We start from the raw sequence: 24,379 nt of genomic DNA, 5'->3' as shown, positions 1-24,379 counted from the left end.
GTTTTCTCACTAAGTAGTAGCTAAGGTGTCTTGAGAAATAAATTTTAATAAAAAATAAATTATAATTCTTCATGAAGAGTTAATGAAAAGTTGCTGACTTTTTATTAAGAAATTAGCCTTAGTTGCTTGAAAAAAAGTAACTTTAATATTTTTTCAAGCAACTAATCAATTAAATAGTAAGAAAGATTTATAGTAATTTAATATATGTATGGTTTCTTACATACCTTATTTTTTTAAATCCAAGTTATGAGCTATCGATTAACTAACATATTAGAATCCTGATATAATATACATTTTTTGTGAGATTAGTTACGTTTTATCAAATCAAAGTGAGGAATTAAATTTAAGATGAATATTTTAGGAATTTCTGCTTATTACCATGACAGTGCAGCAGCATTAGTTAAATCAGGTCGTATTATAGCTGCTGCACAAGAAGAAAGATTTACTCGTAAAAAACATGATGCGAGATTTCCTAAAAATGCTATTGCTTATGCTTTAGAAGAAGCAAAAATACCTTTGAGAAAATTAGATTATATTGTTTTTTACGAGAAACCTTTAATAACCTTTGAGCGTCTTTTGGAAACCTATATAGCATACGCCCCTCAAGGTTTTCATTCTTTCATTTCTGCTATGACAGTATGGTTAAAAGAAAAACTTTATCTAAAAACAGTTCTCAAAAAAGAGTTAGCAAAACTAGCTAATTGTAAAGTTGGTCAACTTCCTCCCCTACTATTTACGGAACATCATCAATCACATGTTGCTTCTGCTTTTTTTCCTAGTCCTTTCGACAATGCTGCAATTTTATGTTTGGATGCTGTTGGAGAATGGGCAACAACATCTTTATGGCTTGGAGAATCAAATCGAATAACACCTAGATGGGAGCTTCATTTTCCTCATTCTTTAGGGTTATTATATTCTGCTTTCACTTACTATACTGGATTTAAAGTTAATTCTGGAGAATATAAGTTAATGGGATTAGCTCCTTATGGAGAGCCAAAATATGTCAATTTAATTTTAGAAAATTTAATTGACATAAAAGCAGATGGTAGTTTTCGCTTAAACATGGAATATTTCAACTATGCCATGGGACTAAAAATGATTAATAATAAATTTTCTCGTCTCTTTGGCCAACCTCCTCGCAAAGCAGAAAATAAAATTACACAACACGAAATGGATATTGCCGCTTCTATACAAAAAGTAACTGAAGAAGTGGTCTTAAGGTTGGCTAATACAGCTTATCAAGAACTAAAAACAGATAACCTTTGTTTAGCAGGTGGAGTTGCTTTAAATTGTGTTGCTAATGGAAGAATATATCAGGAAACAAATTTTAAAAATATTTGGATACAACCTGCGGCTGGAGATGCAGGTGGTTCCGTTGGAGCTGCGCTAGCAGTCTGGTATCAATATCTTAGTAACGAACGTCACTTAAACATAAATGAACCTGATATGATGCAAGGTTCGTACTTAGGACCCCAGTTTAATAATGACGAGACTCAAGAATATCTTGATGATGTAAAAGCTAAATATAATTATTTTAAAGAAGAAGATGAACTTCTTAATGAAGTGGCCTCAATTTTATCCAAAGGATATGTTGTGGGTTGGTTCCAGGGACGTATGGAATTTGGACCTCGAGCACTAGGTAATAGATCTATTCTTGGTGATCCACGAAATCAAGAGATGCAATCTATTATGAATTTAAAAATTAAATATAGAGAGTCTTTTCGTCCTTTCGCTCCTTCTGTATTAACAGAAAAAGCCTCACAATACTTTGAGTTAGAAAAACCTAGTGACTATATGTTAATAGTTGCTAAAGTTAAAGAAGACTTACGTATAAATAACCAAAAAGAAACTCAAAGTTTATTTGGTATAGATAAATTGAAGGCTGTTCGATCAACTATTCCTGCAGTTACTCATGTTGATTACTCAGCTAGGATACAAACAGTAAATCCTGCGAATAATTCTAGATATTATCAATTAATCAAGCATTTTGAAGCTTTAACAGGATGTGGAGTTTTAATTAACACATCTTTTAATGTAAGAGGCGAACCTATCGTCTGTACACCCGAAGACGCTTATCGTTGTTTTATGAGAACTGAGATGGATTACTTGGTAATCAATGACTATGTACTTAAAAAGGTAGATCAACCTAAATGGAAACATGATAAATCTTGGCAAAATGAGTTTGAATTAGATTAATTTATAAATAGATACTAGAAACATGTTTTATTATATGCCTCAAAAAACAAACAATAAAAAGTTAATGTCTTTCGGAATATTGATGGGAACAACCTTTACCCTATTTTTTGGTTTATTTATTCCCACTTTACTAGGACATTCTTATTCTGTAGTCTCATGGATAATTGGTACACTTTTTCTTATTTTCTCTTTTATTTCCCCAAATTTTCTTTTACCATTTTATAAAGGATGGATGCTCTTTGCAGAAATAGCTTCATGGGTTAATAGTAGAATAATTTTGGGAATTATTTTTTTTATTGTAGTAACTCCCATGGGATTTTTTATAAGAATTCTTAAATACGACGCGATGAAAAGAAAATTTGAATTTAATACGGAAAGTTATCGTATATTTAGTACATCTAAAAGCAAATCAAGCATGGAGAAACCTTACTAATGATTGGATTTTTTGAATTCTTAAAAGATATATGGGGTTTTCTTCGTGAACGCAAAAAGTTTTGGCTAGCTCCTTTGATAATAACTTTAGTAGTATTGGGAGCACTAATTGTGTTTACCCAAGGGTCAGTAATTGCACCTTTTATATATACACTATTTTAAATAATTGTCTGTCATGATTCTCCGAAAACTATATTGTAGGAAAAACACAATAATTTAGATAAATTCAAATAAAGATCATTAATTTTTTATATCAACTAAATTGTTTTCTTAAATTAATTTTGATGATACTTCTCTATATTTGTTTATCTGTTTTTTAAACTCTGTAATGTGATTTAATAAGTCTACCTGAGTCATAGAATTTTGTTCCTTGGTATGTAGCCACTTAACCTGTAACGTGTTATTTTCTGCTTCCTCTTCACCAAGAACTATACAAACAGATGCTTTGCTACGGTCAGCTCTCTTAAACTGTTTCCCAAAGTTACTTCCACTCATATCTAATTCAACGATTAATTCTTCAGAGCGTAATTTTTGAGCTAAGTATAACCCAATTGCTTCTGCTTTTTTACCTTTTGAAACAATATAAACATCAGGGTTGTGTTGAGGAGAACATTCAATTTGTTTAAGTAGCATAATTAATCTTTCAACGCCTATAGCCCATCCTACGGCAGGAGTTGAGGTTCCACCAAGTTCTTCGATTAAATGATCATATCTTCCGCCACCACATACTGTAGATTGAGTGCCTAAGTTATCAGACTGAATCTCAAATGCAGTATGTGTATAATAGTCTAGCCCTCTGACAAGACATGGGTTAATCTGATAATTAATGTTTAAATCCGTTAATAGTTGTTGTACTTCGTCAAAGTGTTTTTGAGACTCTTTCCCAAGAAAATGTAATATGTTAGGAGCGTTTTTATTAATTTCTTTAGTCTTTTCGTTCTTACTATCTAGAATTCGTAAAGGATTTTTAAGTAAACGATTTTGAGAGTCAATATCTAAATCTTCTTTATGAGATAAAAAATAATTAATTAATGCTTCTCGATAAAGGTTCCTATCATTTTTATCACCTATAGAATTAATATTTAGTTTTAGTTGTTTTAATCCTAGAAATTTTAAAACATCAGTTGCTAAAGCAATAACTTCTACGTCTGCCCTAGGATCTCTTGCACCTATCAACTCCAATCCAATTTGATGAAACTGTCTTTGGCGACCAGCTTGTGGCCTCTCATAACGAAACATTGGTCCAGAATACCAAAGGCGTTGAACTCCGCCCAGAGAATGTAAATTATTTTGTAGATAAGCACGTGCGACTCCTGCAGTCCCCTCTGGTCGAAGTGTGACTAAACGATCACTACGATCGGGGAAAGTGTACATTTCTTTACTTACAACATCTGTAGCTTCTCCTATACCCCTCTCAAACAAAGAAGTATTTTCAAAAATTGGAGAGCGAATTTCACGGTACATCGCACGACCAAGAATTTTAGCCGCTGTAGCTTCCACATATTGCCAATAACCAATCTCTTCTGGCAGAATATCTCGTGTTCCTGGTAGCGTACTTATTGTAACCATCAAATTAAGTTAATTTCTACAAATATCTACGGATGATAATAACTCTTTTAAGCATAATATGAAACTCAAGCTACAGTTATGTCGAAACTTTAACTTTTGCTTTGATTTTCAAGCACTAATAATCATTCATCAATTCTATAAAGTTTAGCTAAAAGACATAAGTAAATTTAATTATTTTTTATACTAATGCTCAACATTTAGAAAAATATGAACTATGTCGGAACGTAGAATTATCTTATTGCGTCCTATCCTATAGGAAAAGCATTTTTAAATGATCGATTCAATAATTCTTGTTATGTTATGAAAATTTTAAATATTAGAAAAGTTATCGTTATTATTTTTCTTCTTATAGCAGGAACATCGATTGGATATGCAATATTAAACCATCTTACTTTTTTTCAATCTTCAACTATTTCTATCCAAAAGCTTTTGACTCAAAAACCAATTGATTCCAGCTTAACTCATCAAGTTGTTTATCTCGAAGGAAGCGTTGTAGATCATGCTCTCTTTCTAGATAGTAGTTCTTATCAACTTCAAGATGAAACTGGGAAAATATGGGTATTAAAAACTTTTGGTGAAATTCCAAATATAGGAGAGATAATAAAAATTAAAGGGGAGATAATATATCAGCCCATTCTTATCGGTAATCAAGATATTGGAGAGTTCTATATAGTTGAACTACAAAGGTTGGATTTGCAGAAATTGAGTAAAAAATAGAAAAAGTATTTGTATATATTTAATATTCAAAATATAACCTAGATAAAAGTCTATAATTTTTAAATTTTATTAGTATTATCATGTCAACAATTATTTACTAGGCCAATAAAATGAAAACTTGTAACTTACTTGCCCCAGCTAAGATTAACTTATACCTAGAGATTCTTGGGGAACGGTTTGATAATTATCATGAGTTGATAATGGTTCTACAGAGTATTGAATTAAGTGATTACATAAAAATTAATTTTAATGGAACTCAAAATATTAATTTATATTGCAATAACTTGCTGGTTCCTTTGAACGAAACAAATATTGCTTATCGTGCTGCTCAACTCATAATAAAAAAATTTCCCAACTCCCTGAATCTTTATGGAGGGGTTGATATTATTATTGATAAGCGGATACCTGTAGCTGCAGGATTAGCAGGAGGATCAACTGATGGAGCTGCAGTTTTATTAGCATTAAATTTATTATGGAAATTAGATTTAAATGATTATGAATTACAAAAGTTGGGGGAAGAACTAGGTTCCGATGTTCCGTTTTGTATTAATGGAGGAACTGCGATCGCTACAGGAAAAGGCGAAATAATAAATCCAATAAATAAATTAGACAACCTTTGGATAGTTTTAGCAAAGTATCAAAATTTTTCTATTTCAACTCCTTGGGCTTATCAAAAACATAAAGAACAATTTGGTAAATGTTATGAAAAAAATGATAAAAAGAAAAATAGTAATAACTTCGAACTTCTTATTAATGCTATTGATCAGAAAGACGGTCAAAAAATTGGAAATTTACTGTATAACGATTTAGAAAAAGTTGTTTTATCTGAGCATCTGATGATTACTGAATTGAAATCTTTTATGGAGAAAATGGGGGGTTTAGGTACTATGATGTCAGGGTCAGGACCTACCATCTTTACATTATGCCAGTCTCGTGAACAAGCTGAAGAAATTAAAAACATTATCGTAAAAACTTTTCAAGATCCTAATTTAGAGTTATTCATCAGTAAACTTTCAAGTAATGGTATCAACAATATAAAAAGTTGAACTATCTTCACTACTAAGCACATTTTATAGAAGTCTTGAATTAAATAATTTTAATTCTATGATATGAAACTAAATAGCTTTAAAGACCATCTATATAATTCATATTCAGTATGAGCTTTTAACAAGGTTTATGAGTATATTTTAAAAATTCTTTTAACTTTTATTAGTTATTTAGAAACCTATATATGTTGAAAAGAGTCTTTTGAATTTAGATATATAGAACTATATCTAAATTGTGTTTTAAATTTTTCAATTGCATTATTAATATCGCTCCATGGTTCATATTAAGCGCATTGAACTATCTCATTTTAAATCTTTTGGTGGAACTACATCCATCCCATTTCTGCCTGGATTTACAGTAGTATCTGGACCAAACGGTTCAGGTAAATCCAACATATTGGATGCATTACTATTTTGCCTTGGATTAGCCACTTCTAAGGGACTAAGAGCTGAAAGGTTACCAGATTTAATTAGCCATAATACTAATAATCGTAATAATCGAGAAGCTTATGTTTCTGTTACCTTCGATATTTCAGATTATTTAAGTTCAGAAGAATCTTTAAAAACAATAGAAACAGAAGAAGAAAACAATTTAATTAATAAAACCGAATGGAAAGTAACAAGACGCTTACGTGTTACCAAAGGAGGTAGTTATTCTTCTAATTACTACATAAACGAAAGACCATGCACTGTTAATGAGCTTCACGAAGAATTAAATCGCTTTCGTATTTATCCTGAAGGCTATAATGTTGTTCTTCAAGGAGATGTAACTAGTATCATTAGCATGAACTCTAAAGAAAGACGAGTTATTATTGATGAACTTGCTGGAGTTGCAGAATTTGATCGCAAAATTAATAAAACTAAGGAAACTTTAGAGGAGGTTAGAGATAGAGAAGAACGTTGCAAGATTATACAAGTAGAATTAGAAAATTCATTAGAACGCTTGGCAGGCGATAGGGCAAAAGCTGAAAAATATCAAAAGCTTAAACAAGAAATTTCTCAGAAAAAAGAATGGGAAGCAGTTTTATTATGGAAATCTTTGCTCAAGAAAATTTCTAACCTTAAAAAAGAAAAATCAGAAGATGAGGAAAGAGAAGAAAAACTAATTAAAAGTAATTCAGAATTAGAAAATAAATTAGACATACTAAATACTGATCTTAAGAACTTAAATCTTCAAGTTAAAGAACTAGGAGAAGATGAACGGTTAACTATTGCCTCTAAAATTGCTACACAAAAAGCACAAGTTGATCAACTACAGCAGCATAAGAAAGAATCATATTGTACGAGTGAAAAAATTAAACTAGAAGAAAATAAAGCAGTAGAAAATATTCTTCAAAAAGAAGAAGAATTAAACGTACTAAGTCAAAACAGTAATAAATTGCAACAAGAACTTTTACCACTGCTTAAAGAACAAAAATCAAGAAGTTATAACACCTTACAAAAGGTAAGAAAACAAGCTGCAATAATTGCTGAAACATCTGATTCTTGGATACAAGAACAAGCAGGCCTTAGTATAGAAGCATCTAGCCTACAAAGTGAGCTAAATCCTCAATTAGCACAAAAAGCTAAATTATCTGAGCGTCAGCAGCTAATATTAGGTAGTTTAAATAAGGAAAAAGAACAGTTTGAAAAATATGAAAAAGATCTAGATCTGCAAAATCAAGAATTGGAAAAATTATCAATTTTCTATACAGAAAATATACAAGTAATAACTGATAAATTAAATATAGAAAGACAAGAGTACAACATTATAAAAGAAACTCAGTCAAGGCTAGATAAAGAATATAGAGAAAAACAAAGGCAACTAGATCGTTTAGAGGCATCTAGGCAAGCAAAGCAAGAAGTCCAAGGAACTTACGCTTCTCAATTTATTTTAAATTCAAAGTTATCTGGTATATGTGGTTTAGTAGCTGAATTAGGACAAGTTGATCCACTTCATCAATTAGCGCTAGAAATTGCGGCAGGTTCGCGTTTAGGGCATGTTGTAGTTGAAGATGACGCTATTGCTATTTCTGGGATTAACATGTTAAAAAAGGCAAAAGCTGGAAGGGCAACTTTTTTACCACTAACCAAAATTAGATCGTATTCTAAACAAAATAATTTTTATCTAAAAAACGCTCCTGGTTTTATTGGTTTAGCAGTTGATCTAGTCGAATGTAACTCAAAGTATGCAAAAGTTTTTTCCTATATTTTTGGTAATACAGCTGTTTTTGAAACTATAGATTATGCGAAGCAATATTCAGGTAAACAGCGTATCGTAACTTTAGATGGAGACTTACTAGAGGCTAGTGGAGCTATGACAGGCGGGAGTAGGCCTCAGAGGCCTACCATACGTTTTGGCATTTTAAATCAGGGAGAACCTGAGGAAATTAGAATATTTAAAGAAAGGTTAGTAGATATAGAAAACCTTGTACTTAAAAATGAAGCAAATATAGAAATTAAGACAAAGCAAATTCAAGATATTTCTGATAAATTAATAAAAACACAGCAGTTAGATAGAGAACAACAGTTGAAATATCAACAAGTTAAGAAAGAAGTAGGAAAACTCGAAAGCTATAAAAGTGATTCAAAAATTAAAATAAGTAGTTATCAAAAAGAAATAGAAACATTAAAAAATGAGCTTGCTAGTATTGATAAAAAAAGTTCTTTGTTGGAAATAGAATTACTCAAGAAACAACAACAATTAAAAAATATAGAAAAATCTCATTCCCACAGTGAATGGCAAGAAGTTCAGGTATTAATAAAAGATCAAGAAAATCATTTACAAGATCGAGAAATAGAATTACGTCGAGGAGAAGAAAAGTTTCAAGATATTAAAAATCAAATTGCTGGTATAGAATATAAAATTCATGAAGATGAATTAAAAATAAAATTGAACAAGCAACAAATTTCTGATATTAACAATCAGCAAGTAGAAATTGAAGGTAAACTTAAAAATCTTAATATTGAGATTGGAAAACTAGAAATTTTATTAGAAGAATTAACACAAAAATTATATGTTACTAAAAACAAACGTGATTCTCTAGAAGAAAAGATTAAAGTCCTCGAAAAAGAATATCAGGATCATATTTGGACATTAGAGAAGTTACAAGCTAAGCAAAAAGAAAAACAAGAAATATTATCCACTTTTGAGAAAGATGAGAAAGAAGCTCAATGTAATTTACCAAATCCTTTGCCGGAAATACCTTTATTATCTGAACTAAGCGAGAGTTTAGATGACTTATTAACCCATACTGAAAAATTACAGAAAGAAATATATAAAAAACAAAGACAATTGGAGTTAATGGAGCCCGTTAATATGCTTGCATTAGAAGAATATGAAAAAGTGCAAGAGAGACTTAGTGAACTTACAAGTAAATTAGTTACTATTCAAGAAGAAAGAACAGAATTGTTATTAAGAATTGAAAATTTTACAACTTTAAGATTACGTTCATTTAAAGAATCTTTTGATACAGTTAATGACAACTTCAAGAAAATTTTTGCCACCTTATCACAAGGTGATGGATACTTGCAATTAGACGATGAAGAAGATCCGTTCAAAGGTGGTTTGAATCTTGTGGCACACCCAAAAGGTAAGCCAGTGCAACGTTTAAGCTCAATGTCAGGTGGGGAAAAATCATTAACAGCATTAAGTTTTATTTTTTCTCTACAGCAGTATCGTCCATCACCATTTTATGCTTTCGATGAAGTTGATATGTTTCTAGATGGAGCAAATGTAGAAAGATTATCTCAAATGATCCATACACAAGCACAAAAAGCTCAATTTATCGTTGTAAGCTTACGCCGTCCAATGATTGAAGCATCTCAGAGGACTATTGGCGTTACACAAGCAAGAGGAGCTCATACCCAAGTTTTAGGGATTAAATTATAAGTTATTTTTCCCATGTTTTTTAAGACAAACAAAATTGATAATACTTAGTTATTCCTTTAACTTATTTGTAACTGATATTTATTAAACTAATTTCAGATCTAGATATATTAATTTTAGATAATACATCTAGATCTAAAATTAGTTTAATAAATCTAAAAAAAGACTATTTAAACTAATTATTTTGTAAATAACTAAACATCATAGCTTGAGGGAAAGTAGTTGGATTACCATTATTTTCTAGTATTTGGCGAAATTTTTGTAAATTAGGCTCTTGCTTAGGTAAATCATCTACTAACTCATAGGGTAAAATATCTTTCTCTAAAGAAAAGCTAGCCAATGTACCAGCCGCTGCTCCTACTGACCATTCAAATCCATGTACCCTATATGCTGCTGCTGCGATGTGACTGGTAGCTATATTTTTCCCAGAAACAATTAAATTATCTATTTTTTGAGGAATCATAGCTCTTAAAGGAATTTGTGCTGGATGAGCTGAACCATGAGCTACACGGACTTCTCTTCTTTCAAGGTTTCCTGATTTTTCTGGAGGAGATAAGACCATACATGGATGAAAATCGATCATATATTGGGTAACACCGACAGAATCTGGATAAATTGTTGCATGGGTGCGTCTAGTTACTAAATATGAAGGACGGTTACTTAATGTCATTATCCTTGATTCTAAATTAGCAATGGTTGACCATACTCTTTGATACATTGGTCGAGGTAAAGAGGTACGATAAAAATTATTCCAATAATCTTTAGTTGAGATATCAATCTCATTTACAGAAAATCCATTTGGATGATCATAAGAAGGTCTTCCAATAATACGTCTTCCTTCTCTAATATAAGGATACTTAGATAGTCCATGCTTAGTACCCATAGGAGAACTAAGACCTTTTAATAGACGATGATTTAAAGATGGTTTTTTAATATTATTACCTAGGCGAGAATCAGTGGTTCCTGCTACTAACCAATAATAAAATCCTAGAGATAATTCCTCTCCTTTCCTCAAAGTTTCTGTGCGTAAACCTCCCTCCCATTTACCTTTTTCTAATTGTCCTTTCTCTTTTAATTGCTGACGAGTATATACAAGATTATCTTGAGATGTTCCTGGCCGGTAATCATTTCCCCATAGCCAATTTTGCATAGAAATATCTCCAGAACTAGGCTCATTAACTTTAAGGGGGCCAGTCTTTACTAGTCTTCCCTTACGAGGAGTCCAAATCCTTCGATAAGTAAATACCAGATCGAAATGAGCTAGTCGACGATCATTATCGTATCCATAGTAAGGTTTATATTTATCATAAAATTTTGGTTTGCTTTGGTTTTGAGAACTTGCTGTTCTTTCCATTGCAAAAGGATATGTAAAACCTTGTAGACAATAAGGATCTCTATTCTTTGTTGGAGATGATGGATTAAAATGATTTAAAGGATCTAATCCCAAATTATATGGAATATCAGCTAGAGCAATTATTTCTCCTGTTTCAGTTGTTTCTATTACAAACCAATTAGTAGAACTTTTTCCCTGAGATTTTGCCTGGAAACGAATAATTCTTTTTTTAAAACGCTCAGAGTCACTATAACTGTAAATATCCTTAATAGTATGAGAGAGTGGTTCTTTATGCAGATAAAGATCTGAATCGGTAGGACTATGTTGGATAGCAATAGCACTTTGTATTAACCTATTATTCTCGCTTAATTCTATCTCTTTAACAACAGTTGATGGGAACCATTTTAAAGTTCCATTACCGCTTTGCTCGGCCTTCTTTAATTGTTTATATAATAGCTGATGACCATGAGATGGTAAAAAACAACTTTCGCTAACCCAACATTCTCCAGGATTTTGTCGATTATAAAAACGAGCAATATTATTTCTTAAAACATTATATCCTCGAGAAAAATGCTGTAATGATCTTTGTTGTTTCCCTTCATCAAAAGCTGAATTACCTTGTGAGGAAATTTGCCCTCCGACCCAATCAGTTAATTCAGTTAAACAAACAGTCTTTCCTGCTAATAAACCTTCGTAGGCAGCAGCAGAACCTGATAATCCAGCACCTACAATTAGCATGTCGCAACTAATTAATTCTTCAGATGTACGTGCAGATGCTGGAAAAATAGTATTTAAAGAGATTATGCCTAAGGATAATGAAGTAAAAATATGTCCTAGAAATTTCAGTTCATTATTTCTCTTACGGGAAAGTAACTGTTTATTTATTAATTCTCTTGCTTTAAATTTTCCCATAATTGTTATTTAGAATATAAATATTGTAAACTCACCTAGTGATTATAAGTATAAACAGTTAATCATTTATTTATATTACTTTTTATCTCTTTAGCCTAAAAAAATAGTGAGATATTACAAGTTTTTCCCCATATTCTTAATAACTAAGCTAATGATTAATCATTACTTTTTATCATTAGTCCAAATAAATTTTAAATATTTATATATCTTCTATCTTAAAATTAAAAAAGTATATCAATAATTATAATAATTTTTGTATGAAACTCAGCTTATTTTAATTATATCTAGAATTTAGCCAAACTTTTAAAACAAGTTAAAAGCTGTAATAGAAGCCTTTATCTAAGAAATAGAGAGTATTATTATTTTTCTTTTTTTGAATTTTATATCTTGTACTCAATACTTATTAACAAATTACTTTTTATAATATGGTTCCTATAGATAATGAAAGATAAATGTAAACATTCAAGATTTCTCAGTTTTAAGATATCTTGAATGTAAATAATTGGTAGTTAAATACTTTAACCTTCTTGAGCTTGCTGTAGTTTTATTTTATTTTGGATAAACTGAATAGTTTCTTCAGATGGCACTAATTGTATTTGCTTTAGTGCTTCATCATCTTTTGTTTGCAATAATCCGATTACATTCTCTAAAGGAACTACTTCAACTTTTATTGTTTGAGCAATATTTGGCTGATCCTTCTTCATTTTTTCTGTGATGGCTTGAATGGGAGCTTCTTCAAAAAAGAGAGGAATAACTTCTTGATCATTTTGTTGAATGGTCAACATACTATTTTCAGGACCACCTCTCAAAAGAAATAAAGGAACACCACCTTTATATTCCTGTCCTTTAGTATCTAAAAGTTTTTTGGCCGAATCTATGGCACTTTTCATAGGGACATAAACAAATTGAAGCGGTTCTTTTTGTGTGTCACTATTATTAGCTATAGCGAAACGATATATTTCTCCTAAAGAAACAGGTTGTACCTTGACCTTATTTCCGACATCTGGCTGATGCTTACGAAGTTTATCTAAGAAACCATCAGCATCTTTTAAACTCATAAAGACTTGTGTTACTTTTTGATTATTTTCCACTGTTGCAACTAAAGGACCTCCTTCTTCCGTAGTAATAGTAAAGACAGGAACCGATTGTAATAGCTTAACAATATCAGCTTCAGGCAAAGCTAAAACTTTTGGCACCTTTCCTAACCAAGATGTCAATAGAGTGCTTGCTATCAAGCCCATAGTTGTTCCCCAGCGAACTAATGATTTCATAAAAATACCCTCATACTTTATAAATTTATGTATTTCAATTACTTGATAAAATTCTTAATAACTTTTATAAAGAATCCTAATATAAATTGCGCACTATATCAGATTTTTCTGAATTTTTTTTGTAGCCTTGACCTATTGAAAATAATTTTTAAAAAATGTATATATAGACGCTTTTCACTAGACTAACAGTTTCTGTCGTTAGTTCCTTTTTAGCAAAAAATAAATAAAGTCTTCAAAAGTTTATGTAAATGTAAATATTTTGAAAAGCTAACATTGAAAATTTACTTTTTCAAGATAAATAAACTATAAAAATTATTGTTTTTTATATACTAAAAGAAAATAGATAAAAAATAAGATTGTGAGCTGAAGATCTTTCTGTAATATTTGGTTCTATTTTAATTTACAATCAAAATAATTTTTAAAACAAAAGACAAGATAAAAAAGAAGTTGATAAAATATTTTTTGTTATACGTAAAATCATGTGAAGTAAGTTTTTATTTTAGTCTTCTATAATTAATTTTAACTTTTCGATAATTTACTAAACAGATTTTTTATTTGGTTCTTAGTTAAGTCCAATATGTCTTGATCGATAAGACTTTATATTTAAAAATAATTATCTTATTACAAGATGATTATAATTATTTATTTTCTTGGAAATTAAGCTAATTCTTTGTTAAACGTGCTGTGGTAGTACTTTTATGGACCGTTATGATTTTAGGAAAAATTAATATCATCAATTGAAATAATTTACTCGAACTTAAAGTTATGCGAAGATTTCTTACGATATCTCAATTAAATAGTTTATATTACTACAATCTAATATAAGATAATATTATTGTTGAAGAATAAAGATGTCCAAACATCAAACCTAGTAGCAATTGTTTTATGGACATTTAACTATTTAAGAAATTGGAAGATAATTGTCTATGATATTTTATGTTTTTCCACTTCTATTTTTTATAATTTTCATTGGAAGCATCTTACGGTATCAACGTACTAGCAATGATATTTTTGGAGTCCTTGCCTTCTCAAGCGCTCTAGTGTTTGTCGTCTGGAGTTTAGTAATTTCACATTGGCTTATTCATGTTTTAAGCTTAATTATTTTACTTAGCTTTAAAACTTCTATCTTTAATTTTGTTAAAATTAGGACAAACGAGGAATAGCTAAGCTGAATGTATTATCAATTAAAAAATCTTGCGTTTCAGAGTAAAAAAATTCTCAATTTTTTTACTCTGAAAAATTACATTCTAAATATTAATTTTTAAAATAACATTTAGTAGATGCCTATGATAAATATATATTTTTTCTTCATTAGCGTATTCCATCACTATCATAAGGATAACGTTAAATATAAGCATTAAAAACTTAATAAAAACAACTACTTTTAATTGGAGGTATTTATATTTTAAAATCTCAATTAGTTTTATTTAACTTGTAATAAAAGTCATTTTTTATATATTTAATAGGTTACAATCATTCAGGTCAGAACTATTTGAATTTGTTATCTAGTTACTATTACTTTAATTTTTGTGAATAATTTTTCTTTAATTTCTACTTTTTTTTTAACGCTTTTACTAACTATAGGACTATTTTTCTTTATTCGCGCTTCTGTAAAAGAACGTACGGAAAAAGAAAAACTTATTTTACAAGTCTCTAGAGTACTTTTAATAAAACAGATTAAAAATTACTTTGAAAAACGATCCTATCAAGTCACCTCTAATCAAGAAAATAAAATTGTTTTTGAGGGAACAGTCCGTCCTAGCTGGTTTCTTGCAATTTTCTTAAGTATTTTATCTTTAACTGGTTTGTTATGTCTTGGGCTAATATTATCATTTCTTTATCAGCCACTAACCCCTATGTTCTTAAGCTTAGGAATTTTATCTCCCATAACAGGTTTGTTTTATTGGAGGAAAGCATGCAAAATTGAGACAGTATCTGTATCTTTCGAGCATTCTACGGAAAAAATAGAAGACAACTCTACTTGTTGTATTTTGACAGGTCACCGTGATGAAATAGCTCAATTTAAGAAAGCTTTTTCTTTGTAACTAAACAATCAATATATACGTTTTTCCATATATCAAAAATATTATTCATACTAGTTTTATTGAGTATTCAACCCATGATAGAAGTTTTCATAGACATTTTTTGAACTTGTGGCTGAAATTCTTTTAAACTAGGAAATAAAAAATGATTTTCTTCAACATACTGAGCGCCGAATAAACCTTTTTCAGCCCAAAAATATCTATCAGTAGTATGTTCGTTACGCCTAACAACCAATAAAGCTGGTGCTTGTATTCCTATTCCATGAATATATTTTCTAGCAGCAGTTACTGGTTTATCTTCACCGCTCTCAATATTGTATTGAGGAACAAGTTCAAGAATTTTTCGCCCCTCTTGGCGACGGCGACTCTTACGTTTGCGCTTTCTTGCCAACCTTCTTACCTCCTATTTAGTCTACATAGACTGTAGTTATAGCTACAAAAATCGAACCAACCATGTCTGTTTAATTTTAAAAAATCAAGCATTTATTACTTAAATTGTAAATTCTTGCAATTCAAATTATGATTATTACTATAACAATGTTTTTTTGATTAAAAACAAATTCATTTAATTTTTAGGCTACAAACTTTTACTTCTTGATAAAACTTAATAAAATATGTTCTCTGCTACAGCAAAAATTTCTTACCCGAGTTCAGATTTTATTTCTTTATGTCAATCACAAATCACCCTTTTAGCTAAAATTCTACAAGCGGAGTGGAGTGCTGTATATTTGACTTCAGAAAAAGATAATCAACAGATAGATCTTATACCAATAGTTGTTTATCCAGCCGATGGGACAACTAAAAATACTTTTGCTAATCATATTGACTGTATTGAAGAAAAAGAAATTGCTACCATACCAATTTTCAGAGGAGATTTGTCATCTATTTCCGAAGATTTATCTAATATAAATAATAGTAGTAGTAACCTTTTTGCATCAGAACCTTATCAAGTAGGATTTCCTTTAGTATATGAAGGAATGGTTTTAGGAGTTTTAGTAACAAGAAGATTTAATTACCCTTGGAAACAGGATGAATTAGCTCAAATCAAAAAGATAGCAAATACTTTAGCCATCGCACGTTCATTAGATAAACGTCAAGCATTCTCTAAAAAACAATTACATCAACAAAAGCTATTACATAAACAAGAATATGATCGACTTGAGAATTTATTTCATCAGTTAAGAAATCCATTAACAGCCTTAAAAATTTTTGGTAAATTATTACTTAAACGTCTGGTATCTGATGAACAAAGTTTTGCCGTAGTTAAAAATATAGTAAGAGAAGGAGAGCATTTAGAAGATTTAATTCAAGAATTCGAGACCAATCAAATTTCAATAAATACCAGTTTAGATATTATTCCTTTAAATGCTAGCCCCATGGCTATTTCCAGAAATTCGTTATCTTCTCTACTTCCATCACAATCTTTAGATTTACATGAAATATATACATCAGAGGTTTTAGAAGATATCTTGATTTCGATGAAACCCATTGCACAGAATAAAAGCATAATTCTGCAAATAGAATCCCCACAATATTTACAACCAGTTTTGGCAAATGTTTTCGGTTTGAGGGAAGTAGTTAGTAATTTAATTGACAATAGTATTAAATATACACCTTCATCTGGAAAAGTGAATATTAAATTAGGAATATTTAAAATAATCAATAATAAACAATATCAAGGAATTTGCATTCAAGATGCAGGTATAGGTATTCCTATTGAAGATCAACCATATGTTTTTGAGAGGCATTATAGAGGAGCAAAAACACAAGACAGTACACTAGGTAATGGCCTAGGTTTATCAATTGTCAAAGAATTAGTTAATAAAATGAACGGAATTGTTGAATTGTCGAGTCCAATTGATTTTAAAAATAATCAAGGAACACAATTTATAATATGGCTATCTTTAAAAGATTCAGATTGCATAACAACTTGACCTTTATTAGTAGTTTCAACAAAAAAATAAAGTTTTCAAAATCTTATTTCTTATTATCTTTTTATAATTTTAACTATATTTATTGTTAATACCAATCACTATATTTATCTAAATCAATTAAACAAACATATAAAAAAATTTGATATAATTAGCTAACGTACTAGCAATTAGATTTTTATGCAGTTTTTCCGAGAATATATAGCTCCTCTCTTAATTCTTATTATTTTTATAATTTCTTTATTTATAATGATTGCACGTTCATTTATAACATCTGATTTGTTGACGCCAGCTCCATTAAGTATGACTTTTAATGATAGTAAAATTGAGTTTATTCGTTTCTAATATTATCCTTTGAAAATATAATAAATTTTGTAAAATCTGAAAATTTACACAAATACTTTTTAAATAAGGTTATCAGTAAAATTTACATATTATAAAATAAATACTTTTTCAAACTACAACTTAAATACTTAAATGGAATCTCAATTAAATATTAATATTGCTGACTATATCGAGCACTCATCGCTTAATCCTAATTATACTGATGAAGATGTTAAAACACTATGTGAAGAAGCTCAATATTTTAAATTCCCCAGCGTATGTGTATACCCTAATTCAGTCTCTCAAGCAGTTCAGCTACTCCATAGAACCAACATATCTGTATGTACGGTAATTGGATTTCCTGCAGGTGCTACTACTTCATCAGTTAAACTTTATGAAGCACAAGAAGCGTCTGATAATGGTGCTAAGGAATTGAATGTCATGATAAATCTTGGAGAATTAAAATCAGGTAATTCAAAGTTTATTTATGATGAAATATCATCGATATGTGAAATAACAAAAAAAACAATCAAGGTAGTTTTAGAAAGTAATTTATTAACAAATACAGAAAAGAATTTAGCCGTTGAAGTTTGCACAGATGCCGGAGCTAAATATATAGAAACTAATACTGGATGGTTTGGAGGAATTACAAAGATCGATATTGAATATTTAAATAAAATTTGCGCTGGTAAAATTGGAATCAAAGCTTCTGGGGGAATTCAAACTTTTAAACAAGCCTCAGATTTATACGAATTAGGTGCAATTCGTATAGGTACTTCTCACGGTATCAATATAGTGAGAAATCAAAATAAATAACTTTCATACTAATAAATAATAGAAATACTAACTTTAACTCAGTTCTTTAAGTAATTTTTTGGAGTAAACTAATCTAAGGTAATTATTTTTAATATTTTGCTGAATGTTTAAAAACCAACTTGTTAACTTTTATATAGTCTATAGATTATATTTTCATTTATATTAGAAGTATTAATTGTTTATTCTTACTTAAAATATTGCTCTAAAAGCTAAAAAATTGTATGATAAAAGGCTGATTTTATTTTACATTCAATATGTATTATCTTTAGTAGATATTCTTAAAGAGTAAACTTAAAATTCTGAAACGGAGGTTTTTAATAAAAACTGCAATTAATATTTAAACTTTCTATTTTAGGAATTAACTATTTCTAAAATAATTTTAATTATAAATTAAAAGTAAATGTTAAAAATGTCATTATTCATTATGTGTAAGTATAAAAAATAGTGTTCATTATTTTACTCTAGAGTTTTAAGTTTATTCTAACTACTATTAATTTCTCTCTATTACGTTACTAAATCTTCTACAAAATTAGTTATGCAGTAATTAGTAGAGATAGGAAAAAATTTTATATTCTTAAAATTATCAAACATGAAACCAGAACAAGATACAAGATTTGACTATGTCAAAATTGGATTAGCTTCTCCAGAACGTATCCGTCAGTGGGGGGAAAGAACTCTTCCTAATGGTACTACTGTTGGAGAGGTGACGAAGCCTGAAACCATCAATTACAGAACTTTGAAGCCAGAGATGGACGGACTATTTTGTGAACGAATTTTTGGTCCTTCAAAAGACTGGGAATGTTGGTGTGGCAAGTATAAGAGAGTTCGTCACCGTGGTATTGTTTGTGAACGTTGTGGAGTTGAAGTTACAGAATCTCGTGTTCGTAGACATCGCATGGGTTTTATAAAGTTAGCGGCTCCTGTTACACATGTATGGTATTTGAAAGGAATTCCTAGCTATATGAGTATCTTACTTGATATGGCTTTAAAAGACGTAGAACAAATTGTTTACTTTAATGCTTACGTAGTTTTAGACCCAGGCAATGCTAGCAATCTTCAATATAAACAACTATTAACTGAAGAGCAATGGATTGAAATTGAAGATCAAATTTATGCTGAAGACTCAGATCTATATGGAATAGAAGTTGGTATTGGAGCGGAAGCGATTCATAGATTACTTCAAGAAATGGATCTAGAAGAAATAGCAGAAAAGTTACGAGAAGAAATTACTCAAAGTAAAGGGCAAAAGAGAGCAAAACTAATTAAGCGTCTACGAGTAATAGATAACTTCATTGCTACTGGATCACTCGCCGAATGGATGGTTTTAGAAGTAATTCCTGTAATTCCTCCTGATCTTCGACCCATGGTTCAGTTAGATGGGGGACGCTTTGCAACATCTGATCTAAATGATTTATATCGAAGAGTTATCAATCGTAATAACCGTTTGGCTCGACTTCAAGAAATTCTTGCTCCAGAAATTATTGTTCGGAATGAAAAGCGTATGCTGCAAGAAGCAGTTGATGCTCTGATTGATAACGGGAGAAGAGGTCGTACAGTGGTAGGAGCGAATAATAGACCTCTCAAATCATTATCTGATATTATTGAAGGTAAGCAAGGTCGTTTTCGTCAAAATCTTTTAGGAAAAAGGGTTGATTACTCTGGTCGTTCTGTAATTGTAGTAGGTCCAAAATTAAAAATTTACCAATGCGGATTACCTCGTGAAATGGCTATCGAATTATTTCAACCTTTTGTAATTCATCGTCTAATACGTTTAGGCTTAGTAAATAATATTAAAGCTGCTAAAAAGCTTATCATTAAGGGTGATTCTAGTATCTGGAATGTTCTAAAAGAAGTAATTGCGGGACATCCTGTTTTACTTAACCGTGCTCCTACTTTGCATCGCTTGGGAATTCAAGCATTTGAACCAATTTTAGTTGAAGGAAGAGCTATTCAGTTACATCCTTTGGTTTGTCCAGCATTTAATGCTGATTTTGATGGTGATCAAATGGCAGTTCATGTTCCTTTATCGTTAGAATCTCAAGCAGAAGCAAGATTACTAATGCTAGCTTGTCATAACATTCTATCACCAGCTACAGGAGCCCCCATTGTTGCTCCTTCGCAAGATATGGTTCTTGGATGTTATTATCTTACAGCAGAAAATCCTGACGCCCAAAAAGGGGGAGGAAGATATTTCGCTAATTTTGAAGATGCTATTAAAGCTTATGAGCAAGGTAATATTGATTTACATGCTTATATTTGGCTTCGATGTGAAGATCCCTATGAAGAGGTTATTACAGACAAACCAGATAAAGAAGTAATAAAAACAGAAACTTCTGAAGATGGTAGTATAATAAAATATTACAGAGAACGTAAGGTCAGAGAACTAAACGGAGAAATTCTTTCTCAATTTATTCGCACTACAGCAGGACGAATAATTTATAACAAAACAATTCAGGACGCTTTAGCTTTTTTAGACTAATCTTATGTATTGTATTTCTATTACATAGAAAGATTATTTTAAAGTTATTTAAAAAATATAAATCATATTTTATGGAAAATTTTTCTATAAAGTATGATTTATATTTTTTATGTTTGTACGATTAATTATAATATGCAGCTATACATAGCTCATTATCAATAAAAATTACTTCAATAATTTAAATCTTTAAAAATTTATCTGTTTGTATATTAAGGTATTACCTTCATTGAATATCAGTCAGTTTTTATAGTAACTTTACCAAGATAAGTTGTAAAACTTATAATCTACTAGATATATTAGTAAGCTGTATCTCATTCTTATATAAATAATTAGGCACTAACATATTATTTATAGGCACTATATACTAAAACACAAATAAGAAAATTAATCTTAACTTCCTTCGTGATTTGTAATTCCTGTATTTAAAACTCTAATTTTTATACAATGTTAAAACTTTCAAAACGTTTTTTTATTCAATCTGGTTTATCTATACTAATCATTGGATGTCTTTGTGAATTATTTTCTTATATTATTGTAGAAAAATTTTGGTTTGAAGAAGTAGGCTATCTAGAAGTTTTTTTAAAACAGCTTTTTTGGAAGCTAAATTTGTTAATATTCATCAGCAGCTTTTCTATATGGTTTTTATTTAAAAATTTAAACCAAGCAGAACATGATAAATGGAGTGACTCTTTTCAAAATCACAAGATATATCCTAAAAAAAAATCTCAATTTATACAACTTGATTCTTCTCCTCCTTGTTTTTCTCTAGGATTATTGCATCTAATTTTGATTGTTATGGCGTTAGGGGGAATTGTAGGGTTTATGCTTACATATTTTTGTCAAATTGCCTATAATTCTTGGATATTTAATTTCCCTTTACAAAATGAGATACCAACTCTTCCTTCTTTATCTTTTCTAGATTTTAATTTTAAGTTTATATTTCAAGAATTAAACCAATTATGGAAAATTGGGATTATTGGACTAACTATAATTTTAGTTTTATACAATGTAAAACTTTTTTTTAGAGTAACATCTTTGATTTTTGGTTTTACATTAGGTCTTATATTATCTAGTAATTGGTCTAGAGTTTTACAATATTTATATTCTGTTCCTTTTGGTGAAGCTGATCCTCAATTTGGTAAAGATATTAGTTTTTATACTTTTAGTTTCCCATTTTGGAAGTTAATTGATTTTTGGTTAAGTGGTTTGTTCTTATTTGGCTTGATTTCGGTTGTCCTAACTTATCTTATGGCAGCAAATAGCATAGGACATGGTATTTTCCCAGGATTTTCTCAGAAACAATTGCGTCATATATTTACCTTAAGTAGCTTACTTGTATTAGTTATTGCATTTCATCATTGGTTAGCTAGATATGAATTACTATACTCGACTAAAGGAGTTGTTTTTGGAGCTAGCTATACTGATGTTTATTTTCTTATCCCTGTTTATACGCTAACAGCAATAATAGCAACTATTTTATCTTTACTATTATTACTTCGAGGAATGACAAGTAATGCAAAAAGTATTTTTTATTACACTCCATTATTTTTGTATATAGCTATTTTGCCTATGACCTGGTTTGGTCAAGAGGTTATACAAAGTTTAATTGTAGAACCTAATGAATTAGCACAAGAAATTCCTTATATTAAACGCAATATCGCCTCAACTCGACGTGCTTTTAATCTTGATAAGATAAGAATTAAAACTTTTGATGGAACTGGAAACTTAACTGAGAAATTTTTAGACGAAAACCGTCTCACTATCAATAATATTCGTTTATGGGATCCTCGTCCTTTATTACAAACTAATCGTCAGCTACAACAACTCCGACCTTATTATAAATTTAATGATGCAGATATTGATCGTTACTCAATATCATTAGAAGAAAATGATAATTTATCTAAAATCGTAAAAGAACAGGTTTTAATTGCGGCTCGAGAATTGGATTATGAAGAAGTTCCAAAACCTGCAAAAACTTGGGTTAATGAACATTTAGTATATACACATGGCTACGGATTTACTTTGTCGCCAGTAAATAAAGTAGATGAAGGCGGATTACCATTTTATTCCGTACAAAATATCAATACAAACAACAAAATATTAAATGAAAAAACTTTTGAAAACTCAGAAGACAATACTTCTATTGATAATCCTAGAATTTATTTTGGAGAATCAACTAATACATATATTATGACTAATACAGAGGTCCAAGAATTAGATTTTCCTAGTGGACAAGACAATGTCTATAATACCTATGATGGCAAGGGAGGAATTAAAATCAAAAATTGGGCTAGAAAGATTTTATTTGCTAATTATTTAAGAGATTGGCAAATGATCTTCACTCATAATTTTACTCCAGATACTCGACTGATATTCCGACGTAATATTAACCAAAGAATAAGAAAAATTGCCCCATTCCTTCTTTTTGACAATGATCCTTATTTGGTAACAACTGAAGTACAAGCAAAAAATAATAAACTAGAAAAGGCAAAATTGTATTGGATGATCGATGCTTATACAACTAGTAATCGTTATCCTTATTCTGAACCAGGAGATTTTCCCTTTAACTATATTCGTAATTCAGTAAAAATTGTTATTGATGCTTATGATGGAGATATTAGCTTTTATGTTATTGATCCAGATGATCCGCTAATTAAAACATGGAATAGAATATTTCCGAATCTTTTTAAACCATTTCAAGAAATCCCTATTTCTATAAAAGACCATATACGCTATCCAAAAGATATGTTTAATGCTCAATCAGAAAGGTTATTAACTTATCATATGACAGATCCTAAAGTTTTTTATAACCGAGAAGATCAGTGGCGAATTCCTCAAGAAATTTATGGAGAAAATCAGCAACCAGTAGAACCTTATTACTTACTAATGAGTCTGACAAACGATACACCAGAATTTATGTTATTTAATGTTTATACTCCTACTAGTCGTAATAATTTAGTTGCTGGATTATTTGCCCGTTCAGATGAAAATAACTATGGTGAAATGCTTTTATTTAGACTACCTAAGCAAAGAATTGTCTACGGTCCAGAGCAAGTAGAGGCATTGATCAGTCAAGATCCAGTTATTTCTCAACAAATCTCTTTATGGAGTAGACAAAAATCACAAGTAATACAAGGAAATCTTTTAGTAATTCCTTTTTTCAAAGAGCAGTCACTACTTTATGTTGAACCATTATACTTAGAAGCTAAAAAAAATAGTTTGCCAACTTTAGTTAGAGTAATAGTTGTCTATGAAAATCAAGTTGTTATGGCAAAAACTTTAAGCGAGGCCTTGAATTCCATTTTTAAAAAAGAAACTAATTTATAAGTTATCACTAAATCAGGTCCAAATATTATTCTACTTGATATCAAAAATAATAATTAGTTAACTATTATTGCTAAAAAAATTAACTAATAATATGGGTAGACCATATCATTGGTTAC

The 24,379-nt window shown here is 30.0% G+C and carries 16 protein-coding genes; 12 read left to right on the top strand and 4 right to left on the bottom strand.

What is annotated here, in order from left to right; translation table 11 throughout:
• Positions 1-348: 348 nt before the first annotated feature.
• From UCYN_RS04120 to UCYN_RS06200, 3 genes are read left to right on the top strand one after another with little or no spacing between them, the layout of a single operon-like run.
• Complete coding sequence (locus UCYN_RS04120; protein WP_012954247.1) at positions 349-2,196, top strand: carbamoyltransferase family protein; 1,848 nt, start codon at positions 349-351, stop codon at positions 2,194-2,196.
• A 34-nt stretch (positions 2,197-2,230) separates the two neighbouring features.
• On the top strand, positions 2,231-2,629 hold the full coding sequence (locus UCYN_RS04115) for an SxtJ family membrane protein (RefSeq protein ID WP_012954246.1): 399 nt from the start codon (positions 2,231-2,233) through the stop codon (positions 2,627-2,629).
• Positions 2,629-2,790: a DUF5989 family protein gene (locus tag UCYN_RS06200; RefSeq protein ID WP_012954245.1), complete on the top strand. Its 162-nt coding sequence runs from the start codon at positions 2,629-2,631 to the stop codon at positions 2,788-2,790. Before UCYN_RS04115 ends, UCYN_RS06200 begins: the two co-directional genes overlap by 1 nt.
• A 108-nt stretch (positions 2,791-2,898) precedes the next feature.
• Here UCYN_RS06200 and hisS read toward each other — a convergent pair whose 3' ends face one another.
• A complete protein-coding gene (gene hisS, locus UCYN_RS04110) occupies positions 2,899-4,197 on the bottom strand; it encodes a histidine--tRNA ligase (RefSeq protein ID WP_012954244.1) in 1,299 nt (432 codons plus the stop codon).
• A 300-nt stretch (positions 4,198-4,497) separates the two neighbouring features.
• On the opposite strand from hisS, the gene UCYN_RS04105 reads away from it, so the two are divergent.
• The 3 genes from UCYN_RS04105 (at position 4,498) to smc (ending at position 9,831) form a co-directional block, all read left to right on the top strand.
• Positions 4,498-4,914 (top strand): hypothetical protein, encoded by a 417-nt coding sequence (locus UCYN_RS04105; RefSeq protein WP_012954243.1) that lies wholly within the window; start codon positions 4,498-4,500, stop codon positions 4,912-4,914.
• A gap of 110 nt (positions 4,915-5,024) precedes the next feature.
• A complete protein-coding gene (gene ispE, locus UCYN_RS04100; RefSeq protein WP_012954242.1) occupies positions 5,025-5,960 on the top strand; it encodes a 4-(cytidine 5'-diphospho)-2-C-methyl-D-erythritol kinase in 936 nt (311 codons plus the stop codon).
• Between the two features lie 274 nt (positions 5,961-6,234).
• The gene (smc, locus tag UCYN_RS04095; protein WP_012954241.1) at positions 6,235-9,831 is read left to right on the top strand and encodes a chromosome segregation protein SMC; all 3,597 of its coding nucleotides are present in this window, start codon (positions 6,235-6,237) and stop codon (positions 9,829-9,831) included.
• A gap of 172 nt (positions 9,832-10,003) precedes the next feature.
• Here the strand turns inward: smc and UCYN_RS04090 are convergent, their stop codons facing one another.
• Positions 10,004-12,073 (bottom strand): FAD-dependent oxidoreductase, encoded by a 2,070-nt coding sequence (locus UCYN_RS04090; RefSeq protein WP_012954240.1) that lies wholly within the window; start codon positions 12,071-12,073, stop codon positions 10,004-10,006.
• Positions 12,074-12,591: 518 nt separating this feature from the next.
• Entirely contained in the window at positions 12,592-13,344 is a 753-nt protein-coding gene (locus UCYN_RS04085) for a Tic22 family protein (RefSeq protein WP_012954239.1), read from the bottom strand.
• 1,529 nt (positions 13,345-14,873) lie between these two features.
• Here UCYN_RS04085 and UCYN_RS04080 point away from each other — a divergent pair.
• Positions 14,874-15,389, top strand: a complete 516-nt coding sequence (locus UCYN_RS04080) for a cofactor assembly of complex C subunit B (protein ID WP_012954238.1) — start codon at positions 14,874-14,876, stop codon at positions 15,387-15,389.
• Between the two features lie 67 nt (positions 15,390-15,456).
• Here UCYN_RS04080 and UCYN_RS04075 read toward each other — a convergent pair whose 3' ends face one another.
• A complete protein-coding gene (locus UCYN_RS04075; RefSeq protein ID WP_012954237.1) occupies positions 15,457-15,777 on the bottom strand; it encodes a DUF3155 domain-containing protein in 321 nt (106 codons plus the stop codon).
• Between the two features lie 223 nt (positions 15,778-16,000).
• Between UCYN_RS04075 and UCYN_RS04070 the strand changes: the two genes are divergently transcribed.
• The 5 genes from UCYN_RS04070 to UCYN_RS04055 all read left to right on the top strand — a co-directional run bounded on the left by UCYN_RS04070 (position 16,001) and on the right by UCYN_RS04055 (position 24,263).
• Positions 16,001-17,320 (top strand): GAF domain-containing sensor histidine kinase, encoded by a 1,320-nt coding sequence (locus tag UCYN_RS04070; RefSeq protein ID WP_012954236.1) that lies wholly within the window; start codon positions 16,001-16,003, stop codon positions 17,318-17,320.
• Positions 17,321-17,497: 177 nt separating this feature from the next.
• A complete protein-coding gene (locus UCYN_RS06295; RefSeq protein WP_012954235.1) occupies positions 17,498-17,662 on the top strand; it encodes a DUF8624 family small hydrophobic protein in 165 nt (54 codons plus the stop codon).
• Between the two features lie 132 nt (positions 17,663-17,794).
• Positions 17,795-18,457: a deoxyribose-phosphate aldolase gene (gene deoC / locus UCYN_RS04065; RefSeq protein ID WP_012954234.1), complete on the top strand. Its 663-nt coding sequence runs from the start codon at positions 17,795-17,797 to the stop codon at positions 18,455-18,457.
• Between the two features lie 589 nt (positions 18,458-19,046).
• Positions 19,047-20,936 (top strand): DNA-directed RNA polymerase subunit gamma, encoded by a 1,890-nt coding sequence (locus UCYN_RS04060; RefSeq protein WP_012954233.1) that lies wholly within the window; start codon positions 19,047-19,049, stop codon positions 20,934-20,936.
• A 444-nt stretch (positions 20,937-21,380) separates the two neighbouring features.
• A complete protein-coding gene (locus tag UCYN_RS04055; protein ID WP_012954232.1) occupies positions 21,381-24,263 on the top strand; it encodes a UPF0182 family protein in 2,883 nt (960 codons plus the stop codon).
• Positions 24,264-24,379: the final 116 nt, after the last annotated feature.

Origin of the sequence: Candidatus Atelocyanobacterium thalassa isolate ALOHA (assembly GCF_000025125.1) — a bacterium.
Classification (GTDB): Bacteria; Cyanobacteriota; Cyanobacteriia; order Cyanobacteriales; family Microcystaceae; genus Atelocyanobacterium; species Atelocyanobacterium thalassae.
The sequence above is the reverse complement of the archived record's forward strand: the minus strand, read 5'-3'. Positions and strand labels throughout refer to the sequence as shown.